The following is a 17,080-nucleotide window of genomic DNA, read 5'->3' on the forward strand; positions in this document are numbered from 1 at the left end:
CGAGCCTGGTGTCGCGTCTCACAGTGAACCGGGCACGATGGAAGGTGAGGAGGTCATGAAGGGTTTCCGATCCGCACGACCGGCATCGAAGGGCAACACTCACTCCGGCGGTGGAGCGAATGAGGGCAGCGGGCCCGACTTGCTCACGGATGCGAGAGGCGATCGGGGATGAACGGGACCCACCTGGTCTACCGGCTTCTCATGGCGGTGGACATCCAGGCGTACAGCAGGCGCGACCTGCGGGAGCAACTGCTGGCCCAGAGCCAGCTGCACGAGGCGCTGAACCGGGCCGCGGCGGCGATCGGTCTCGACCGCGCCCGCTGGTCCAGCCAGGTCGGCGGCGACGGCGAGCTCGCCACGCTGCCCGAGGAGGTCGACCCGGCGGACGTCGCCGGCGACTTCGTCATCGCGCTCGCCGGAGCGCTGCACACGGCCAACGGCGAGCGCGGCGGCGAGCCCCGGCTCCGCGTCCGCGCCGCGCTGCACCACGGCACCATGACCGCCGGCCCGTTCGGCCCGGCGGGCGACGCGCCGATCGTCGTCCAGCGGCTGGTCGACGCGCAGGCGGTGCGCCGCACCCTCGGCCCGAAGGACGAGCGCGACCTCGCCTACGTCGTGTCGGACTCGCTGTTCGACGACGTCATCCGCACCGGGCTCTGCTCGCTGCCGCCCGAGGCGTTCCAGCCCGTCCGGGTGCACGCCAAGGGCAAGGACTTCCACGGCTACGTCCATGTCGGCACCGGTCCGGCGGGCGGCTTCCCCGCCCCCGCGCTGCGCCAGGAGGCGTGACGGAAGAACGCGGGCGGGGCGGGGGTTGTCCCCTGGCGACGGCACGACCGACGGAGAGGGACGCGATGACCGACGCGCGACTGGCGGAGCTGGTGGGAAGCCGCGACCTCGGGGTGCTCGCCACCCTGAAACGGGACGGCAGGCCGCAGCTGTCCACCATCAACTACCACTACGCCGACGGCCTGGTCCGGGTGTCGATCACCGCGGACCGCGCCAAGTACCGCAACCTGCTGCGCGACCCGCGCGCGAGCCTGCACGTCCAGGCGCCCGACGGCTGGTCCTGGGCCGTCGCCGAGGGCGTCGCCGACCTGACGCCGCCCGCCGCCGACCCGCACGACCCGACCGTCGAGGAGCTCGTCGCCGTCTACCGCGCGATCCGCGGCGAGCACCCCGACTGGGACGACTACCGGCGCGCCATGGTCGCCGACCGCCGCGTCGTCCTCCGCCTCCCCGTGGACCGGCTCTACGGGCAGCCGCCGCGCGACTGAACCGTCCCCCCACCACGGCGGACGATCCTTCACCCCGGGTGCAGGACTCGTATCCGCGCGGGTATCGGCGGCCTTTGTCGGCCCCGCGTTCCGTGCCACGCTGGCAGCGGCCCCGGCACGGTGCGCGGGGCCGCCGGGAGGTCGCCTGATGTGCGAAGTCTGCGAACCGCCGCCCGCCGTGGCGGACGCCCTGGACCGGTACCGGCGCCTCCTCGCCGAGCACGGCACCGCCTGGGGCGAGGACCCGATCCCGCTGGTCCGGCAGATCGAGACCAGCGCCTACCTGATGGACGAGCACGCGTTCTGGATCACCTGCCTCCGCCAGGTGGCGGAGCGCCGTCCCGGCATCGGCGCGGACGAGATCGACGCGCGGATCGCCGGCCTCGACCTCGACGAGGTGATCCGCGACGCGCTCGCCGGGGAGGTCCACGACAACCTCGCCGCGCTCCGCGTCGGCCCCGGCGGCGCGCGGCTGGAGGCCCGGCGCCTCGCCGTCACCGGCGACGCCCCGCTCCGCACCATGCTGCTGCTGGACTCCGCCCGCGACCACCCGGTCACCGTCGAGGTGGACGGCACCGCCCACGCCCTCGGGCCGCGCGGCGCCCGCATCGTCCCGGTCACCCAGGGCAGCCGCGTCGTCCTCGACGGCATCGCCATCGACCTCGGCGGCCTCGCCCGCCGCGTCCCGGCCGCCCGCATCCGCGTGCGCGCGGGCGTCCCGTGCCGGTGGAGCGTCACCGGCAGGGAGGGCCAGGGCTGGTACCCCGACGGCGCCCCGCACCGCGTCGACGCGTACCGCCGCCCCTACTTCCACGGCGACGACCTGGTGCTGGAGGTGCCCGCCGAGCCCCTCACCGTCCGGGTCACCCGCGGCATGGAGCACACCGTCGCGTCCTGCCAGATCATGCCGCGCGAGGGCGGCGAGACCCTCGTCGAGCTCGCGCCCGAACGGCTCTACGACGCCGCCGCCGAGGGCTGGTACGGCGGCGACATGCACGTCCACATGAACTGGACGGGCGACTCGGTCGGCACGCCCGCGCAGGCCGCCGCCGTCCAGCACGGCGAGGACCTGCACGTGCTGAACCTGGTCGCCGGCAACGTCGCCTCCGACCTGGTCTACGACCGCGAGGCCCTCGCGCACTGGGCGGGCCGCGACCTGCCCTGGTCCGACGAGACGCACCTCGCCCGCGTCGGCGTCGAGTACCGCAACGACCTGCTCGGCCACTTCTACGCCTTCGGCGTCGAGGCGCCGCCCGCCCGCTTCCACACCGGCTTCCTCGGCGCGGCCGACTGGCCCCCGAACGCCGAGGGCGCCCGCGAGCTGCGCGCGCTCGGCGGCCTCCTCGGCTACAGCCACCCCTTCCACCTGCCGATGGCCGAGGACGACCCGCCGGGCGCCGCGCTCACCGCGGGCCGCAACTGCTCGGCCCGCGAGATCGTCGCCGATGCCGCGCTCGGCCTGGTCGACACCCTGGACGTGCTGAACCACTCCTCGATCGAGGCGACCGCCGCCGTCTACCGGCGCCTCCTCGGCGCCGGCGTCCGCCTCGCCGCGACCGCCGGCACCGACGCGATGCTGTCGTTCCAGCGGCGCGGCAACCAGTCGAGCCCGCCCGGCTGGGAGCGCGTCTACGCCAAGGTCGACGGCCCGCTCACCGCCGCGTCCTTCGCCGGCGCGGTCCGCGCCGGCCGCACCTTCGCCACCACGGGCCCCTGGCTGGAGCTGGCGGTCGACGGCCGGGGCCCCGGCGCGACCCTCGACCTCGCCCCCGGCGACACGATCACCGCCACCGCCCGCACGACCGGCACCGGCCCCCTCACCCTCCAGATCCGCACAGCGGACGGCGTCGTAGCCGAAACCAGGTCAGGCGAGGCGACAGCCGAACTGACCATCACCGACCCCACCTACCTGGTGGCCGTGGCCTCCGGCCCGCCCGACGCCCACTCCATGCACCGCACCGGCGCCTACGCCCACACCAGCCCCGTCTACGCCGACGTCCAGGGCCGCCACGTGGCCCGCGAGCAGGACGTCCGCTGGTGCCTGGACTACCTCGACGGCCTGGAGGACCTGATCCGCCGCCACGCCCGCCTGGACTCCGACGCCCAGCTCCAAGACCACCTGACCCTCCTCGCCCAGGCCCGCGCCGTCTACCGCACCCGCCTATGACCCCCGGGTCACCCCTCGTTGAGTTGCGGCGTGTTGGCCTCTTGAAACGTTTCAAGAGGCCAACACGCCGCAACTCAACGAACGGCGACCGCCTGGTCACCCGGCGGCCGCACCCCGCGCGGGGACCGTCCGACGCACGGGGACCGCGCCACGCGCGCGAATGCGCTACCTGACCGGTGGGGGGCTCGCCTCCGGCGTCGCCCCCCACCGGTCAGATCGCGAAGCGATGTCGCATTCGCCCCAGGCCAGGTCAGGTGCGAGCCGCTAGGCGAGTGCCTGGGCCTGGAATGAAATAAGTAAGTCCAGCCCGAGAGCACCCCGCAGTTCCCTCGGGCTGGACGTTCGTGGGGCCCTCATTCGAGGTCGGGGCCGTAGACCTCCCAGAGTTCGCCGGCGAAGAACCGGCCGAACCGGATGATCGCCCGGGCGCCGCGCGGTCCGGTGGTGCGGAACGTGGTGAGCTGGCGGGCGAAGTCGTTGAGCTGGATGTGGAGGGCGCCCGCGCCGGTGACGGTGGCACCGGCGGCCTCCTGGCCGGCGGTGACGTGGCCGTCGAGGACGCGGGCGTGCAGGGTCGAGGTGTCGGGCCAGATCCGGGTGGGCGGGCCGTGGCGGACGTCCTTCTCGCCGGCGAGGGTGCGGGGGCGGCCGTCGGCGCCGGTGAAGAAGAGGCGGTAGCGCATGGCGCGGCGGTCGTCGCCGCCGTCGGGGACGAACAGGTTGAACCAGCCCTGCTCGACCATCCGGCGGCCGCCGAACGCGGCGGCCTCGATCCAGCCTTCGGCGGTGGCGGTGTGGCCGGGGTCGTCCAGGAAGCGGTCGATGTCGTCGGCGGTGATGGTGAGCTCGAACGCGACGTCCTCGGCGCCGGCGCCGCGCGCGCCCGCGCGGGGGTCGGTGGCGCCGGGGGTGAGGCTGCCCGACATGCGCTCGGTGAACGCCAGCGAGGTCGGGCGCGCGCCGGGGGCGGGCGCCGGGGCGGGCGGCGGGCCCTTGGCGGCGGCCTCCAGCAGGCGATCGGCCTGCCGGTCGGCGAACGCGGCGATGGTGAGGGAGGGGTTGGCGCCGACGGGGCCCGGCATCACCGATCCGTCGGCGATGTAGAGGCCGGGGTAGCCGAAGACCTCGCCGTAGGCGTCGCAGACGCCGCGTTCGGCGCGGTCGGCCATCGGGGCGCCGCCGAGGGGGTGGACGGTGACGACGCGCTTGCGGAACCAGATGGGGTTGTCGGCGTACTGGGCGCCGAGCACGTCGGCCATCCGCTTCATCGTGGCGCGGAGCCGCTCGAAGTGGGCGCGGCTCGTCTCGGGGGTCCACGCGGCCTGGAGCCGGCCCCTGCGCAGCTCCAGGCGCCCGTCGGCGGTGTCGCGGCCCATGCCGAGCAGCGGCAGCGAGCTGAGGGTGAACGAGCCGTCGCCGATCAGCTCGGCGAGTTCGGCCGACAGGTTGGTGTCGGGCGCGAGGGTGAAGAAGTCGCGGGCGCGGTCGAGCATGAACCGCGCGAGGTTGGTGACGGTGTCGCGGACGTCGAGCATCTGCACGGGCCATTCGGCGAACGCCGGGTAGCCCCCGTCCTGGATGTAGGCGCCGCGCGTGCCGGGCGGGCCGCCGGGGGCGCCGTCGAGCTCGTCGGGGAGGCGGATGGTGCTGGTGATGACGGGTCCGCGCCCGGCGTCGAGCGGGCGGACGCCGCCGCTGTCGGTGGCCTTGAGCAGGAACGTCAGCAGGTCGCCGTTGCCGCAGAAGCGGGTGCCGAGCGCTTTGGACAGGCCCGGGAACGCCGCGGCCGAGCGCAGCAGCAGGAACGTGGTGCCGTAGGTGCCGGCGCCGAGGACGAGCCGGTCGCAGGAGATGGTGCGCCGCGCGGGCGGCGGGGCGTCCTCGGCGGTGGCGTGGTGGACGTAGTCGACCTCGTAGCCGCCGCCGGGGCGCGGCCGGATCGCCTTCACCTCGTGCAGGGTCCGCAGGTCGGCGCCGTAGGCGGCGGCGGCCGACAGGTAGGTGTGGTCCAGGCTGTTCTTGGAGCCGTCGTTGCAGCCGATGTCGCACTGGCCGCACATCGCGCAGGTGCGGCGCTCGACGCCGTGCAGGCTCGGGTGGCGGGTCTCCACGATCGGCAGGCCGACGGCGGGCGCGGCGCCCGGCCGCGGCGCGAAGGAGACGGCGAGGTTCGGCAGCTTCCAGTCGAGGCCGAGTTCGGCGGCCGCGTCCTGCATGGCGTGCGTCTTCGGGGTGTTGTCGAAGGGCGCCTGATCGAAGGGGTAGGGGGTGGCGCCGAGCATCCGCTCGACGGCGTCGTAGTGCGGGTCGAGGTCGGCGCGGCCGACGGGCCAGCACTCGAAGCCGCCGCCGGGCATCTCCTGCTCCTGCACGAACCAGTGCTCGTCCTTGCGCAGCAGCACGTTGGCGTAGATCAGCGAACCGCCGCCGAGGCCGCTCGACACGATCGAGTCGCAGCCCTGGAAGCGCCACACGTCGAACATGCCGTACAGCTTCTCGTCGGGATCCCAGAAAGCGCGGCCCATCTGGGCGGGCGTGCGGGGGAAGGACCCGGGCGGGTAGGGCTGCCCGCGTTCCAGGAGCACCACCGACTTCCCGGCCTCGGCGAGCCGGAACGCGGCGACCGATCCGCCGAATCCCGAGCCGATGACCACGGCGTCGACGTGTTCCATGTGCGGTGCTGCTCCTTGCGTGCGTGCGTGCGTGCGTGCGGACGGTGCGTGCGTGCGGACGGTGGGTGGAAGGCGGGGGCGGGTCAGCCGCCGTGCCGCTTGAGGAAGTCGACGATGTGCGGGAAGACGTCCAGGTGGGCGTCCTTGCCGATCAGCGGGTCCAGGTGGCCGTAGCCGGGCAGGGTCCGCAGCTCGTGCCGGCCGGGCGCCGCCCGCTCCAGGATCCCGTGCAGGTAGATGTTGGAGTCGGTGAAGACCTTGTTGTTCTCGGGGGCGAGCAGCAGCAGGGGCGTCTCGACCTCGGCGGCCCGCTCCAGGTAGTCGCGCGGCAGGGCGGCGTACCGCTCGTCGCCCGGCGCGAACTTCACCGCGCGCCCGGCCTGCACCATCTTGCGGACGTGCCGGTAGTAGTGCAGCCCCGAGGCGCCGCAGATGTCGGCGACGCGCTCGTGGGTGACGGGCAGCAGGTTGCGGTGCTCGTACATGGCGGGCTTGCCCGCGCCCCACTGGAAGCTCTGCAGGTGGCAGGCGGGCACGTCGCACTCGCGGTGGAACAGCGAGACGGCCTTGGACAGCATCCAGCCGCGGGTGAAGGCGGGCGCGTCGGCGAAGCGCGGGTCGATGTAGGGCAGGCCGACCACGTACTCCAGGAACGCGGTGCCGAGGCCGAGCTTCAGCTTGGCGAACGACGGCACCCGCGGCGTCAGCGAGACGCTGTTGCAGGTGAGGCTGGTGATGCCGGCGACCTGCCCGGCGAACAGGCTCATGGAGAACGACACCGCGCCGAGGCAGTGGGCGATGACGTGCAGCCGGCGGTCGCCGATGTGGGAGCGCAGCGTGCGGATCGCGGCGGGGAAGTCGTAGAGCGCGATGTCGTCGAGGCTGTAGCGGTGGCTCTCGGTGTCGTAGGGGAACCGGCCGCTCATCCGGAAGTCCAGCGCCCACACGTCGGTGTGGCCGCTGTCCAGCAGGTGGGTGGCGAGGTTGCGGTGCTCGGGCATGATGAACACGTCGCTGGCGGACGTGAGGCCGTGCACGAGCAGGACCACGTCGTCGCTCTCGCCCCGGGTGAAGCGGGTGAGCTCCAGCCCGAGCCCGTCCTCGGTGGCGAACGGGTGCACCGTGATGTCGGCGTCGGGCACACCCGCGTGGGTGAACCGTGCGATCTTGTTTCCCATACCCAGCCCCGTGTCGGTGATGGCCCCGCAACGATGATGCCGCCCCGACTTACGGGAGGCATCGTGGTAAACCCTGACATGTACCGCCGGGTGGGGGAAGGCCGCCGGATCGTGCGCGCGCCGCCCGGCCGGGGCGCGTTCCGCTCAGTCGCGGCCGTTGCGGTTGAGCGCTCCGACCACGCCGACGCGCGAGGTGACGCCGAGCTTGGCGAAGATGTGCGACAGGTGCGTCTCGACCGTCCGGACGCTGACGAACAGCCGCTCGGCGATCTGCGCGTTGGTGCAGCCCTCGGCGACGAGCGCGGCGACCTCGTTCTCGCGCTTGGACAGGCCGTTCGGGCCGCTGCCGCGCCCGCCGGCGGCCGGGACGCGGACGCCGAGCCGGCGCTGCTCGCGGACCGCCTGGCCGTGCAGGGCGCGGGCGCCGCACGCCTCGAACAGCTCGACGGCGTCGCGCAGCCGGGCGAGGCCGGCCGGCTTGTCGCCGGCCTCGGCGTGCGCGGTGCCGGCGCGCAGCAGCGCCCGCCCGGCGTTGACGCGCTGCCCGGCGGCGGTGAACGCCGCCGCGGCCTCGTCGGCGGCCGCCGCGGCGGCGGCCGGGTCGGTGACGCTGAGCGCGTGCGCGCGGGCGAGCGGCGCGAGGGCGTTGTTGGCGGGCAGCTCGGGCAGCACCATCGCGGCGGCCCGGTCGGCCCAGGCGGCGGCCTCGCCGGGGCGGCCGCGCCCGGCCTCGACGGCGGCGAGCGCCTCGCACGCGGCGAGCAGGGTGTTCTGGTCCAGGACGGGCGCCTCGAAGCGGCCGCAGGCGACCATCATCGCCTCGTGCCCCTCGTCGGTGCGGCCGAGCGCGAGGAGCGCGACGGCCTGCGCGTAGCGGGCCATCGACCCCCACCACTCGCCGACGCCGGCGCCGGTGCGGACGGCCTCGTCGGCGGCCTTCAGCGCGGTCTCCTCGTCGCCGGACCAGCAGGCGACGAGGCTCTGCTGGGTGAGGGCGAACACCAGCTGCTGGTGGGAGGTGAGCAGCCGGGCCTCGCCGACGGCCTCCTCGGCGGCGGCGGTCGCCTCGGCGAGCCGGCCGAGGGTGCCGAGCGCGCGGGTGAGGCCGGCCATCAGGTTGGTGACGATGTACTGCTGGCCGGTGTCGCGGGCGACCCGCGCCGCCCGCTCGAACCGCTCGGCGGCGCCGTCGTAGCGGCCCATGAAGGTGTCGGCCCAGCAGAGCCAGGAGATGGCGTCCATCCAGTCGGCGAGGTGCCCGTCGGGCGCGGCGTCCACCAGCCGGTCGGCGACGTCGGCGTAGGCGACGGCGTCGGCGATGCGGCCGGCGGCGTAGGCGGGCATCGGGCGCAGCGCGGCGACGGCGACCTCCAGGCTCGGCTCCCAGCCCTCGGAGGTGTCGGGCATGAGGTCCAGGACGGCCTGCGCGGCGCGGAACTCGATCCGCATCATGCGCTCGGCGATGAGCCGCATCCGCAGCGGGATCGCCGACGGCGACCGCGGGTCGGGGAAGCGGCGCAGCTCGCCGAGCAGCAGCGCGCGGGCCTCGGCGGGCCGGTCGAGCTGGCGTTCCATCAGGGCGGCGAAGCGCGCGGCGCGGCCGCGCCGGTAGTAGTCGTCGGGCGGCAGCAGCCGCAGCAGGCGGCGCGCGGTCTCGCGGCCCTCGACGAGGTGGCCGCCGACGGACTGGACCTGGGCGAGCTCCAGCATCAGGTCGAGGCGGGACGGCACCTCCGCGCCGCCGGTGTCGCCGGCGCCCGCCGGGGCGTTCTCGGGCATGAGGCCGAGCGCGACCTCCAGCCAGTGCGCGGCGGTCGTCGGCGCCTGCCCGGCGTAGGCGCGGGCGGCCGCGACGAGCGTGGCGACCGCGTCGCGGTCGCCGACCCGGGCCGAGCGCTCGACGTGGCGGGCGCGGGTCGCGGCGGGCGCGCCGACCTCGGCGAGGTGGGCGGCGATCCGGGCGTGGGCGCCGAACCGCCAGCCCGCGGCGGCCGAGGCGTAGACGGCGTGCCGGACCAGCGGGTGGCGGAACCGGAACCGGCTGCCGTCGGGGCGCACCAGGTCGCGGGCGACCAGCTCGTCCAGCGCGCGCAGGGTCTCGGCCTCGCCGACCTCGGCGGCGACCGAGGCGGGCAGCGGCGCGAACTCGTCGGCGGTGACGGCGGCGCCCTGCGCGACGAGCAGCGCCCGCGGCGACAGGCCGCTCAGCTCGACCTGCAGCGCGGCGTGCACCGCGGGCGGCAGGTCGCCGGCCGCGTCGCCGCCGGTGACGGGCTCGGAGGTGCGCGCGAGCGCCTCCAGGTAGAAGGGGTTGCCGCCGCTCGCCTCGTACAGCTCGCGGCAGCGGGCGTCGCCGACGCCGGGGCCGAGCAGCTCCGCGACGTCGTCGCGGCTGAGCGGGCCGACGTCGACCCGCCGCCCGCAGCCGCCGTGCACCGACGACTCGACGAGGGCGGCGAGGCGCGGGGACGCCTGCGCGGGCCGGTAGCCGACGGCGATCAGCACGCGGGCGCGCGGCGGGTGCCGGACCAGGTGGTCGAGCAGTTCCAGGGTGGCGTCGTCGGCCCAGTGCAGGTCGTCCAGGATCAGGACGAGGCCGGACGCGGCCGCCAGCTCCTCCAGCAGGTGCCGGACGGTGCGGAACAGCCGGTAGCGCGCGACCGGGGTGCCCGGCCCGGCGGGGTCGGCGGCGGCCGGGGCGCCGGTGGACAGGGCGGGGAACACGCTGGCGAGCAGGGCGGCGGACGCCGCGCTCAGCTCCGGCGGGTCCACCTCCAGGTGGTAGTCCAGCGCCTCCACCACGGCGCCGAACGGCATCTCCTGCTCGAACTCGGCGGCGCGGCCGGTCAGGGCGGTGAGCTTGCGCGCCGCGGCGCCGGCGGCCAGCTCGGCGAGCAGCCGCGACTTGCCGGCGCCCGGCTCGCCCACCAGGGCGAGGAAGCGGAAGGCCCCGGCGGCGGTGTCGTCGAGGGCGGCGTCGAGCGCGGGCAGGACGTCGCGCCGTCCGACGAGCGGCGGGACGCCGGGCGGGCCGCCGTACGCCGCCGCCCCGGCGTGCCGCTGGTCCGCACGACCCTGCATGTCCGCACCCCAACTGTGACAGGCGGTCGATACGCCATAGACGGCTCTTTTCCGCCGCGATCGGTGAGAATCGCGGGGGATCCACCATAGCGAGCCCGCCGCCGCCACCGCGGGCGACGCGCCCATTTTTGGATGGTTCGTCCAACGCGGGGCAGGGCGTCCCTTCCGGTCGTCCCCCTAGCCATCAACCGTCCGGCGGCGCCGGGTGTCAACCGCTGGAGGGCAACCGTGCCGGTGCCGACACCTTTCCGTCCGTGTCCGGCGCGTCGCCCCGCGTCCGCGGCACCGCCACGACCAGCGCCGACGCCGCCGGGACCAGGGTGACGTTGCGCAGGCGCCGCCGCTCGTCCGCCGGGTGCGCGGCGCGGAGGTCGACGGCGCGCAGGATCTCGGCGATGACGACGCGCAGCTCCAGCATCGCGAGCTGCGCGCCGGCGCAGTAGCGGCGGCCGCCGCCGAACGGGATCCAGGACCGCCGGGCCAGGTCGGAGCCCGCGCCGAGGAAGCGCTCGGGGCGGAGGACATCGGGGTCGGGGAACGCCTCGGGATCGCTCAGCACCAGCGGCAGGGACGCCGACAGGTACCAGCCCGCGGGGACGTCGTAGCCGCCGATGCGGGCGGGCGCGTCGAGCAGCCGCGGCGCGCCGAGCACGATCGGGCGGGCGCGCAGCGCCTCCTTGACGGTGGCCTCCAGGTACGCGCCGCCGCTCCCGTTCCCGTCGACGTCGGCGCGGAGCAGCGCCAGCGTTTCGGGGTGGCGGACCAGCCGCTCGAACGCCCAGGCCAGCGCCGTCGCGGTCGTCTCGTGCCCGGCCTGCAGCAGCCCCATCAGCTCGTCGCGCAGCTCCTCGTCGTCCAGCGGCTCGCCGCGCTCGTCGCGGGCGGCGACGATCGCGGACAGGACGTCGCCGGCGCCGGGGTCGGGCGCGGCGCGGCGGCGGGCGATCTCGTCGTACAGGATCGCGTCCACCGCGTCGCGGACGCGCGCGAACCGGGTGGTCGGCAGCGCCGGGACGCGCAGCAGGGCGGGGGAGGACAGGGCCCGGTCGCGCAGGCGGGGCGGCATCCGCAGCAGCGCCGCCGACCCGCCGAGCGCGACCAGCTCCGGCAGCAGGGCGCGCAGGCGGCGGAGGCGCCCGGCGTCGCGCACCCCGAACACCAGCCGCACGATCACCTCCAGGGTGACGCGCTCGACCCGGTCGCGCAGCGCGAACGGCTCGCCGGCCGGCCACGTCGCGATCTCGGCGGCGGCGATCCCGGCGATCCGCTCGCCCCAGGCCCGCACGGCGTTGCCGTGCAGCGCCGGGTTGACGAGGCGGCGGTGCCGCCACCAGGGCTCGCGGTCCAGGGTGAGCAGCGAGCGCTCGCCGACGAGCGGCCCGAGGAACGCGCGCCGGATCTCCCCGGCGCGCGCGGCGGCCCCGTCGGTGGCGAACACCTCCTCGGCGAGGGCGGCGGTCGCGACGACGACCTCGGGCGGCAGCCCGGGGTAGCGGACCTGGAAGACCGGCCCGTACCGGCGGCGGCCCGCCTCGTAGAACCCGACCGGGTCGCGGACGAGCCGGGCCACCTGGAGGGCGGCGGGCAGGCGGACGGCGGGCGGGAGGGGCATGGCGGCTGGGCTCCTCGGTGCGGGGTTCGGCGCGGGGTCTCCCGCGCCTCCAGGTTCGCCGCCGATCGGCCCGGCCCGCATCGTGGCAAACACCGACCCCCTGCGTCCGCGGGTCGGTGACCTCGGGTTCTTTGCCGCGTCCGGGAGGTTTCGGGGGCCGGGCCAGGGCATGATCGGTCTGTTCGCCAACGCACGAAGTCCACTAACGCATCAAGGAGGAACGGTGGGCACTCCCGACGTCACGCTCAACAATGGGATCACCATGCCGCAGCTCGGCTTCGGGGTCTGGCAGGTCGAGGACGACGAGGCCGAGCGCGCGGTCACCACCGCTTTGCAGGCCGGGTACCGCAGCATCGACACCGCGGCCATCTACGGCAACGAGGAGGGCGTCGGCCGCGCCATCGCCGCCTCGGACCTGGCCCGCGACGAGCTGTTCGTCACGACCAAGCTGTGGAACACCGACCAGGGCTACGACGCGACGCTGCGCGCCTTCGACACCAGCATGGACAAGCTCGGCCTGGAGCGGCTCGACCTGTACCTGATCCACTGGTCGATGCCGGAGCGCGGCCTGTACAAGGACACCTGGAAGGCGTTCGAGAAGCTCTACGCCGACGGCCGCGTCCGCGCGATCGGCGTCTCCAACTTCACCCTGGAGGCGCTGACCGAGGTGCTGGACGCGTTCGACACCGTCCCGGCCGTCAACCAGATCGAGCTGCACCCCGACTTCCAGCAGAACGGGCTGCGCGAGTTCCACGCCGAGCACGGCATCCGCACCGAGGCGTGGAGCCCGCTCGGCCAGGGCAAGGGGCTGCTGAACGACCCGACGCTCGCGGCCGTCGCCAAGGCGCACGGCAAGACCCCGGCGCAGGTCGCGCTGCGCTGGCACGTCCAGATCGGCAACATCGTGATCCCGAAGTCGGTGACGCCGTCCCGGATCGCCGAGAACATCGACGTGTTCGACTTCGAGCTCACGCCCGACGACATGGCGGCGATCGGCGACATGGACAAGGGCAAGCGGATCGGCCCCGACCCGGCCACCTTCGACCTGATGTGACGTCCCGCGCGGCGGCGGTCCGGCTCGGCCGGGCCGCCGCCGGCGCGCGTTCAGTCGAGGGCGAACTCGGCGCGGTAGGCGTCCGGCGCGACGGGCGCGTCCGCCTGCTTGGCGGGCGTCAGGCCGACGAGGCGGAGCCGGTGCCCGTGCACCGCGATCTCCTGCGCGAACCGCGCGCTGGTGTGCAGCTCGCCGGGGGCGTCGGTGCCGCCTGCGGACACCTTCACCCGGACGGTCGCGTCGCCCTCCCAGACGCACTGGACGCCCTCGGGGCAGCGGCTGTCGGCGGGCACGCCCTCGAAGGTGACGGTGACGTCGCCGCCGTCCGGGGCGGCGCTGCCGCCCGGCGCGAGCGTGAAGGACCCGCCGCCGCCCGGCGTTCCGGACGCTTCCGGCGCGGTGCCGGCGCCCGACGGCCGGCACGCCATGATCAGGATCGGGACCGCCAGCGCCGCCGGGACCAGCCCGATCCGTGCCAAGGTTCGCATATCCCCAGGGTAACCGAGCGGTCACCGGGCGCTCGCGGTGCCCGTGGTACGCGCGGCGCCCGGCCCGGTGCGCCGGCGGCGAGGAGAGCGAGAGGGCTGAAGGTAAGATGAGAAGGAAGCCCGCCTCATGGCCTCGCCGTGCCGCACGCTAGCACTCACTCGGGGATCAGGTCACGCAGGTTCTCCGGCGTGACGACCCGCGACCCGGCGGCGAGCCCGTCCGGCCGCTCCAGCCCGATGAACGTCACCGGGTGGGCCGGCGGCGGCCCGCCGTCCCAGACGGTCGTGCTCTCGGCCGCCATCAGCCCCGCCAGGTAGCGGACGGTCAGGTACTCGCGCTCCATCACCGACCGCACGAGGTCGGAGGTGGTGGCCATGTTGTTCTCCACCGCGTTGAAACGGACGCCGCGCAGGTGCAGGTGCATCCACTTGGCCCGCCAGCCGCCGTCCGCGCCGTCGTGGACGAACGCGAGCGGCAGCGCCACCCGGCCCGCCCCGCGCAGGTCGGACTTCAACCGGACCGTGCGCGGCTCGAACGGCCGCCCCTGCTGCTCGGCCTCGCGCAGCATGAACCCGAAGAACGACTCGGCGACCTCCTCGAAGCCCTCCCCGGAGAACACGTTGACCTGCGGGATGACGAAGCGGTGCGTCACCTGCGCCAGGTTCAGCTCGATGAACTCCGACGCGCCCTGCGGCGCCGCGGTGATGTCGCCCGAGTGCCGCCCGGCCACCGACCGCAGGTTGGTGTACGACAGCCACGCGGGATTGCGGTAGGTGCGGTCGAGCATCAGCGCCGACAGGTCGAAGTCGGTGGTGTGCTCGTTCTCGCGCCAGTAGATGAAGAAGCGCAGCAGCGCGCCGTCGACGGGAGTCAGCGAGCCGCGCGGCAGCACCCCGAGGCCGCCCGGCGTGCCCTTGCCGGTGAGCGGCAGCGCGACGTCCAGCACGGCGGGGTCCAGCAGCAGGTGCCCGGGGGCGGGCAGGCGGCCCGCGATCTCGGCGTCCAGCAGGGCGGCGAGGCGGTCCAGCACGGCGTACGGCAGCCTCCGGCGCGTGTCGGGCAGCACCTTGCCGTACCCGAGCCGGTTGGCGAACACGCGCGTCCGGGTGGCGGCGGCGCGGTTGGCGGCGTGCTCGCGCACCGACAGCAGCACCCGGCCCGAGACGCGGCCCGCCGCGCGCTCGGCCGCGTCCAGGACGGCGTCGCGCTCGGCGGTCGTGAGGGCGTCGCGGAGCAGCCGGTCCAGCGAGCGGAACAGCAGGCCGGGCGCGGCGGCGAGCAGCCCGGCGGCGCCCACGACGTCGCGGCCGGCCATCCGGCGCTCCAGGCGGCCGGCGAACGACGGCGCGTCCCGCTCGCCGCGCGCGACCTCGAACACCTGCGCGGCGTGCGGGTAGCGCGGGTACTCGTGCGGGTGCAGCCGCTCGCCGAGGCGCTTCCAGCGCTCGCGGTACGCGCCGACGTCGCCGAGCTTGGCGGGGCTCGCGGCCACGACGCCGTCCAGCGCCGCCAGCAGCGCGCGCCGGAACGGGCGGCGCAGCGGCAGGAAGCGGGTCGGGGCGAGCAGCGTGACGTCACCGCCCGACAGCGCGCAGGCGAGGCGCAGCACGTCGGTGACGGTGTCCACCCTCGGCTCCAGGCCGCCGTGGACGCGCACGTGGTTGATGACGGCGAGGTTCTCCCGGACGGGCACGTCCACCGGGTGCGGCCCGCCCGCGAAGTGCGCGGCGAGCTCGGCCAGGGCGTCCGCGGCGTCCTCGCCGAGCGGCGTCGTGGACGCGGCGAGCGCCAGGTAGAGGGCGTGCGCCTCGTCCTCCACGGTGCCGCCGGCGTGCAGGACGGTGACGCGGTCGCCCGCGCCCTCGATCAGCTCCTCGTGGGCGTCGAGCATCTGCTCGTAGCTGTGCTGGTAGCGGCCGTAGCCGGGCAGGGTGAGCAGGTCGAGCACGCCGTCCGACAGCACCGCGCCGGGGCGGCCGTCCACCAGCGCCTGCGCCAGCAGGCCCGCCCAGAACTCCAGCGTGCCCGGCACGTTGCGCGGGAAGTCGCGGAAGTAGACGTTGTGGCGGACGTGGTCGCCGGCCAGCTCCCGCACGACCGGCAGGACGCCCTGCGCCAGGTCCAGGACCGCGCCCTGCGACAGCCCCGACAGGCGCCGCATCAGCTCGCCCGACAGCTTGAAGCCGGCCGTCAGCAGCACGGCGTCGAGCTGCCGCGCGGCGACAGCCCCGGTGCCGCCCGCGCCCTCGGGCAGCGGGACGCGGCGGGTGTGCTCGACGACGAGCCGGACGAGGTCGCTGCTCATCGCTGAATCGTGGCAGAACGGGTCAGGCCGGGCTAACGGATTAGCCCGGACCGGTCAGCCGCGCCAGCGGGCCAGCACGCGGTCGACGTCGGCGCGGATGGCGGCGCGCGCCTCCCGGCGCGGCGTCCCGCCCATGAGCAGCGCGTCGTAGCGGGTGTCCAGGTGCCGGACGGAGGCGATCACGGCGAGGGTGACGGCCTCGGGGTCCAGGTCGCGGCCCGCCGCGGTGCGCCCGACGCGGCCGCTGCCGCGCACCGCGGCGTGCGCGGCGATCCCGGCGGCGCGCTCGGGCGGGCAGCCGGGGAACAGCCGGCCGATCGCGGCGGCCATCGCGTCCCGCAGCTCGACGTCGGCGGCGGCGCGGCGCTCCTGGTCGCGCTCGCGGCGGCGGGCCCGCGCGTCGCCGTCGGCCAGGCACTGCTCCTCGGCGCGGGCGAGCGCGGCCTCCTCGACCAGCAGGCCGCGCCGCTCGTAGCGCTTGCGGCGCCGGTTGAGCTGCACGACCAGCGCCGACAGGCCGCTCTCCTTCTTCGCGCGGCGGGTGAGCGCGGCGTCCCCGGACGGCAGGAACGCCAGGTGGTCGAGGTCGGCGCAGGCCAGGCAGAGCGGGGCGCCGTCCTCGACGAGCTGGAAGCGGCCGGTGCCGCGGCAGGACGCGCAGTGCCAGCCGTCGCGCTCGGGGACGAGCACCTCCAGGTCGGGCGCCTTGGCCTGCTTGGCGGCCAGGCGCTCGCGCTGGGCGCCGGTCAGGTCGGCGCGGACCCAGTGGACGCGGCAGGCCCGTTCGAGGGCCTCGCCGCCGTCGCGGGTGAAGCGGAGCGGGCGCCGGTCGCGGGTGGCGGCCAGGTAGGCCGCCTCGCTCGGCTCCAGGCCCTGCCCGCGCGCCCAGGCGCCGAGCGCGCGCAGCGCGGCGTCGACGCGGTCGGGGCGGACGCCGAGGGCGTCCTCCAGGTGCGGGACGCGGCCCTGGCGCCACTCGTCGACCTGCGCGGACCGCAGCCAGCGCAGCCCGACGAACAGGTCGACCGCCGACACCTGGCGGGACCGCTTCAGGATGGGACCGGCGGCCTCGGCCACCCGGCGGCCGAGCCGGGTCTCGTGCACCTCGCTCACGTTCCCGCACCCTAGCGGCCCGCCGGCGCCCTCTCGCCATGACCGCCCGGTCGCCAAAAGTCGAGATGCGGCGTGTTGGGCACTTTTGATCTTCAAAGTGCCCAACACGCCGCATCTCGACGGGGAGTGGCC

General features: G+C 75.4%; 11 protein-coding genes. 4 read left to right on the top strand and 7 right to left on the bottom strand.

The genetic code is table 11. The annotated features are described in order from the left end of the window. The first annotated feature begins 168 nt into the window (after window positions 1-168). From K1Y72_RS24855 to K1Y72_RS24865, 3 genes are all read left to right on the top strand, one after another. Window positions 169-789 carry a nucleotidyl cyclase domain-containing protein gene (locus tag K1Y72_RS24855; RefSeq protein WP_220168868.1) on the top strand — a complete coding sequence of 207 codons (621 nt, stop codon included), beginning with the start codon at window positions 169-171 and terminating at the stop codon, window positions 787-789. A gap of 65 nt (window positions 790-854) precedes the next feature. Next, window positions 855-1,277 (top strand): PPOX class F420-dependent oxidoreductase, encoded by a 423-nt coding sequence (locus tag K1Y72_RS24860; RefSeq protein WP_220168869.1) that lies wholly within the window; start codon window positions 855-857, stop codon window positions 1,275-1,277. A 148-nt stretch (window positions 1,278-1,425) separates the two neighbouring features. Then, a complete protein-coding gene (locus tag K1Y72_RS24865) occupies window positions 1,426-3,444 on the top strand; it encodes a CehA/McbA family metallohydrolase (protein WP_220168870.1) in 2,019 nt (672 codons plus the stop codon). Between the two features lie 353 nt (window positions 3,445-3,797). Here K1Y72_RS24865 and K1Y72_RS24870 read toward each other — a convergent pair whose 3' ends face one another. The 4 genes from K1Y72_RS24870 to K1Y72_RS24885 form a co-directional block, all read right to left on the bottom strand. Next, window positions 3,798-6,116, bottom strand: a complete 2,319-nt coding sequence (locus tag K1Y72_RS24870) for a GMC oxidoreductase (protein ID WP_220168871.1) — start codon at window positions 6,114-6,116, stop codon at window positions 3,798-3,800. Between the two features lie 83 nt (window positions 6,117-6,199). Then, window positions 6,200-7,294: an alpha/beta hydrolase gene (locus K1Y72_RS24875; RefSeq protein ID WP_220168872.1), complete on the bottom strand. Its 1,095-nt coding sequence runs from the start codon at window positions 7,292-7,294 to the stop codon at window positions 6,200-6,202. Between the two features lie 144 nt (window positions 7,295-7,438). Next, window positions 7,439-10,375 carry a helix-turn-helix transcriptional regulator gene (locus K1Y72_RS24880; RefSeq protein ID WP_220168873.1) on the bottom strand — a complete coding sequence of 979 codons (2,937 nt, stop codon included), beginning with the start codon at window positions 10,373-10,375 and terminating at the stop codon, window positions 7,439-7,441. A 208-nt stretch (window positions 10,376-10,583) separates the two neighbouring features. Further along, on the bottom strand, window positions 10,584-11,987 hold the full coding sequence (locus K1Y72_RS24885) for a cytochrome P450 (RefSeq protein WP_220168874.1): 1,404 nt from the start codon (window positions 11,985-11,987) through the stop codon (window positions 10,584-10,586). A gap of 262 nt (window positions 11,988-12,249) precedes the next feature. Here K1Y72_RS24885 and K1Y72_RS24890 point away from each other — a divergent pair, with 262 nt between their 5' ends. Continuing rightward, window positions 12,250-13,041 (top strand): aldo/keto reductase, encoded by a 792-nt coding sequence (locus K1Y72_RS24890; protein ID WP_258573652.1) that lies wholly within the window; start codon window positions 12,250-12,252, stop codon window positions 13,039-13,041. Between the two features lie 50 nt (window positions 13,042-13,091). On the opposite strand, the gene K1Y72_RS24895 is transcribed toward K1Y72_RS24890, so the two are convergent. From K1Y72_RS24895 to K1Y72_RS24905, 3 genes are all read right to left on the bottom strand, one after another. Next, complete coding sequence (locus tag K1Y72_RS24895) at window positions 13,092-13,529, bottom strand: hypothetical protein (RefSeq protein WP_220168875.1); 438 nt, start codon at window positions 13,527-13,529, stop codon at window positions 13,092-13,094. Between the two features lie 155 nt (window positions 13,530-13,684). Then, window positions 13,685-15,835 carry a TerD family protein gene (locus tag K1Y72_RS24900; RefSeq protein ID WP_220168876.1) on the bottom strand — a complete coding sequence of 717 codons (2,151 nt, stop codon included), beginning with the start codon at window positions 15,833-15,835 and terminating at the stop codon, window positions 13,685-13,687. A 54-nt stretch (window positions 15,836-15,889) separates the two neighbouring features. Continuing rightward, window positions 15,890-16,948: a DUF2293 domain-containing protein gene (locus K1Y72_RS24905; RefSeq protein WP_220168877.1), complete on the bottom strand. Its 1,059-nt coding sequence runs from the start codon at window positions 16,946-16,948 to the stop codon at window positions 15,890-15,892. Between the last annotated feature and the right edge of the window lie 132 nt (window positions 16,949-17,080).

Origin of the sequence: Actinomadura parmotrematis, assembly GCF_019458805.1 — a bacterium.
GTDB lineage: Bacteria > Actinomycetota > Actinomycetes > Streptosporangiales > Streptosporangiaceae > Spirillospora > Spirillospora parmotrematis.

Bases quoted from the DNA above. Each gene is read 5' to 3' on its own strand.
- K1Y72_RS24885 (WP_220168874.1), bottom strand. From the start codon at position 11,987: ATGCCCCTCCCGCCCGCCGTCCGCCTGCCCGCCGCCCTCCAGGTGGCC.
- K1Y72_RS24855 (WP_220168868.1), top strand. From the start codon at position 169: ATGAACGGGACCCACCTGGTCTACCGGCTTCTCATGGCGGTGGACATC.
- K1Y72_RS24860 (WP_220168869.1), top strand. From the start codon at position 855: ATGACCGACGCGCGACTGGCGGAGCTGGTGGGAAGCCGCGACCTCGGG.
- K1Y72_RS24895 (WP_220168875.1), bottom strand. From the start codon at position 13,529: ATGCGAACCTTGGCACGGATCGGGCTGGTCCCGGCGGCGCTGGCGGTC.
- K1Y72_RS24890 (WP_258573652.1), top strand. From the start codon at position 12,250: ATGCCGCAGCTCGGCTTCGGGGTCTGGCAGGTCGAGGACGACGAGGCC.
- K1Y72_RS24900 (WP_220168876.1), bottom strand. From the start codon at position 15,835: ATGAGCAGCGACCTCGTCCGGCTCGTCGTCGAGCACACCCGCCGCGTC.
- K1Y72_RS24880 (WP_220168873.1), bottom strand. From the start codon at position 10,375: ATGCAGGGTCGTGCGGACCAGCGGCACGCCGGGGCGGCGGCGTACGGC.
- K1Y72_RS24865 (WP_220168870.1), top strand. From the start codon at position 1,426: ATGTGCGAAGTCTGCGAACCGCCGCCCGCCGTGGCGGACGCCCTGGAC.
- K1Y72_RS24870 (WP_220168871.1), bottom strand. From the start codon at position 6,116: ATGGAACACGTCGACGCCGTGGTCATCGGCTCGGGATTCGGCGGATCG.
- K1Y72_RS24875 (WP_220168872.1), bottom strand. From the start codon at position 7,294: ATGGGAAACAAGATCGCACGGTTCACCCACGCGGGTGTGCCCGACGCC.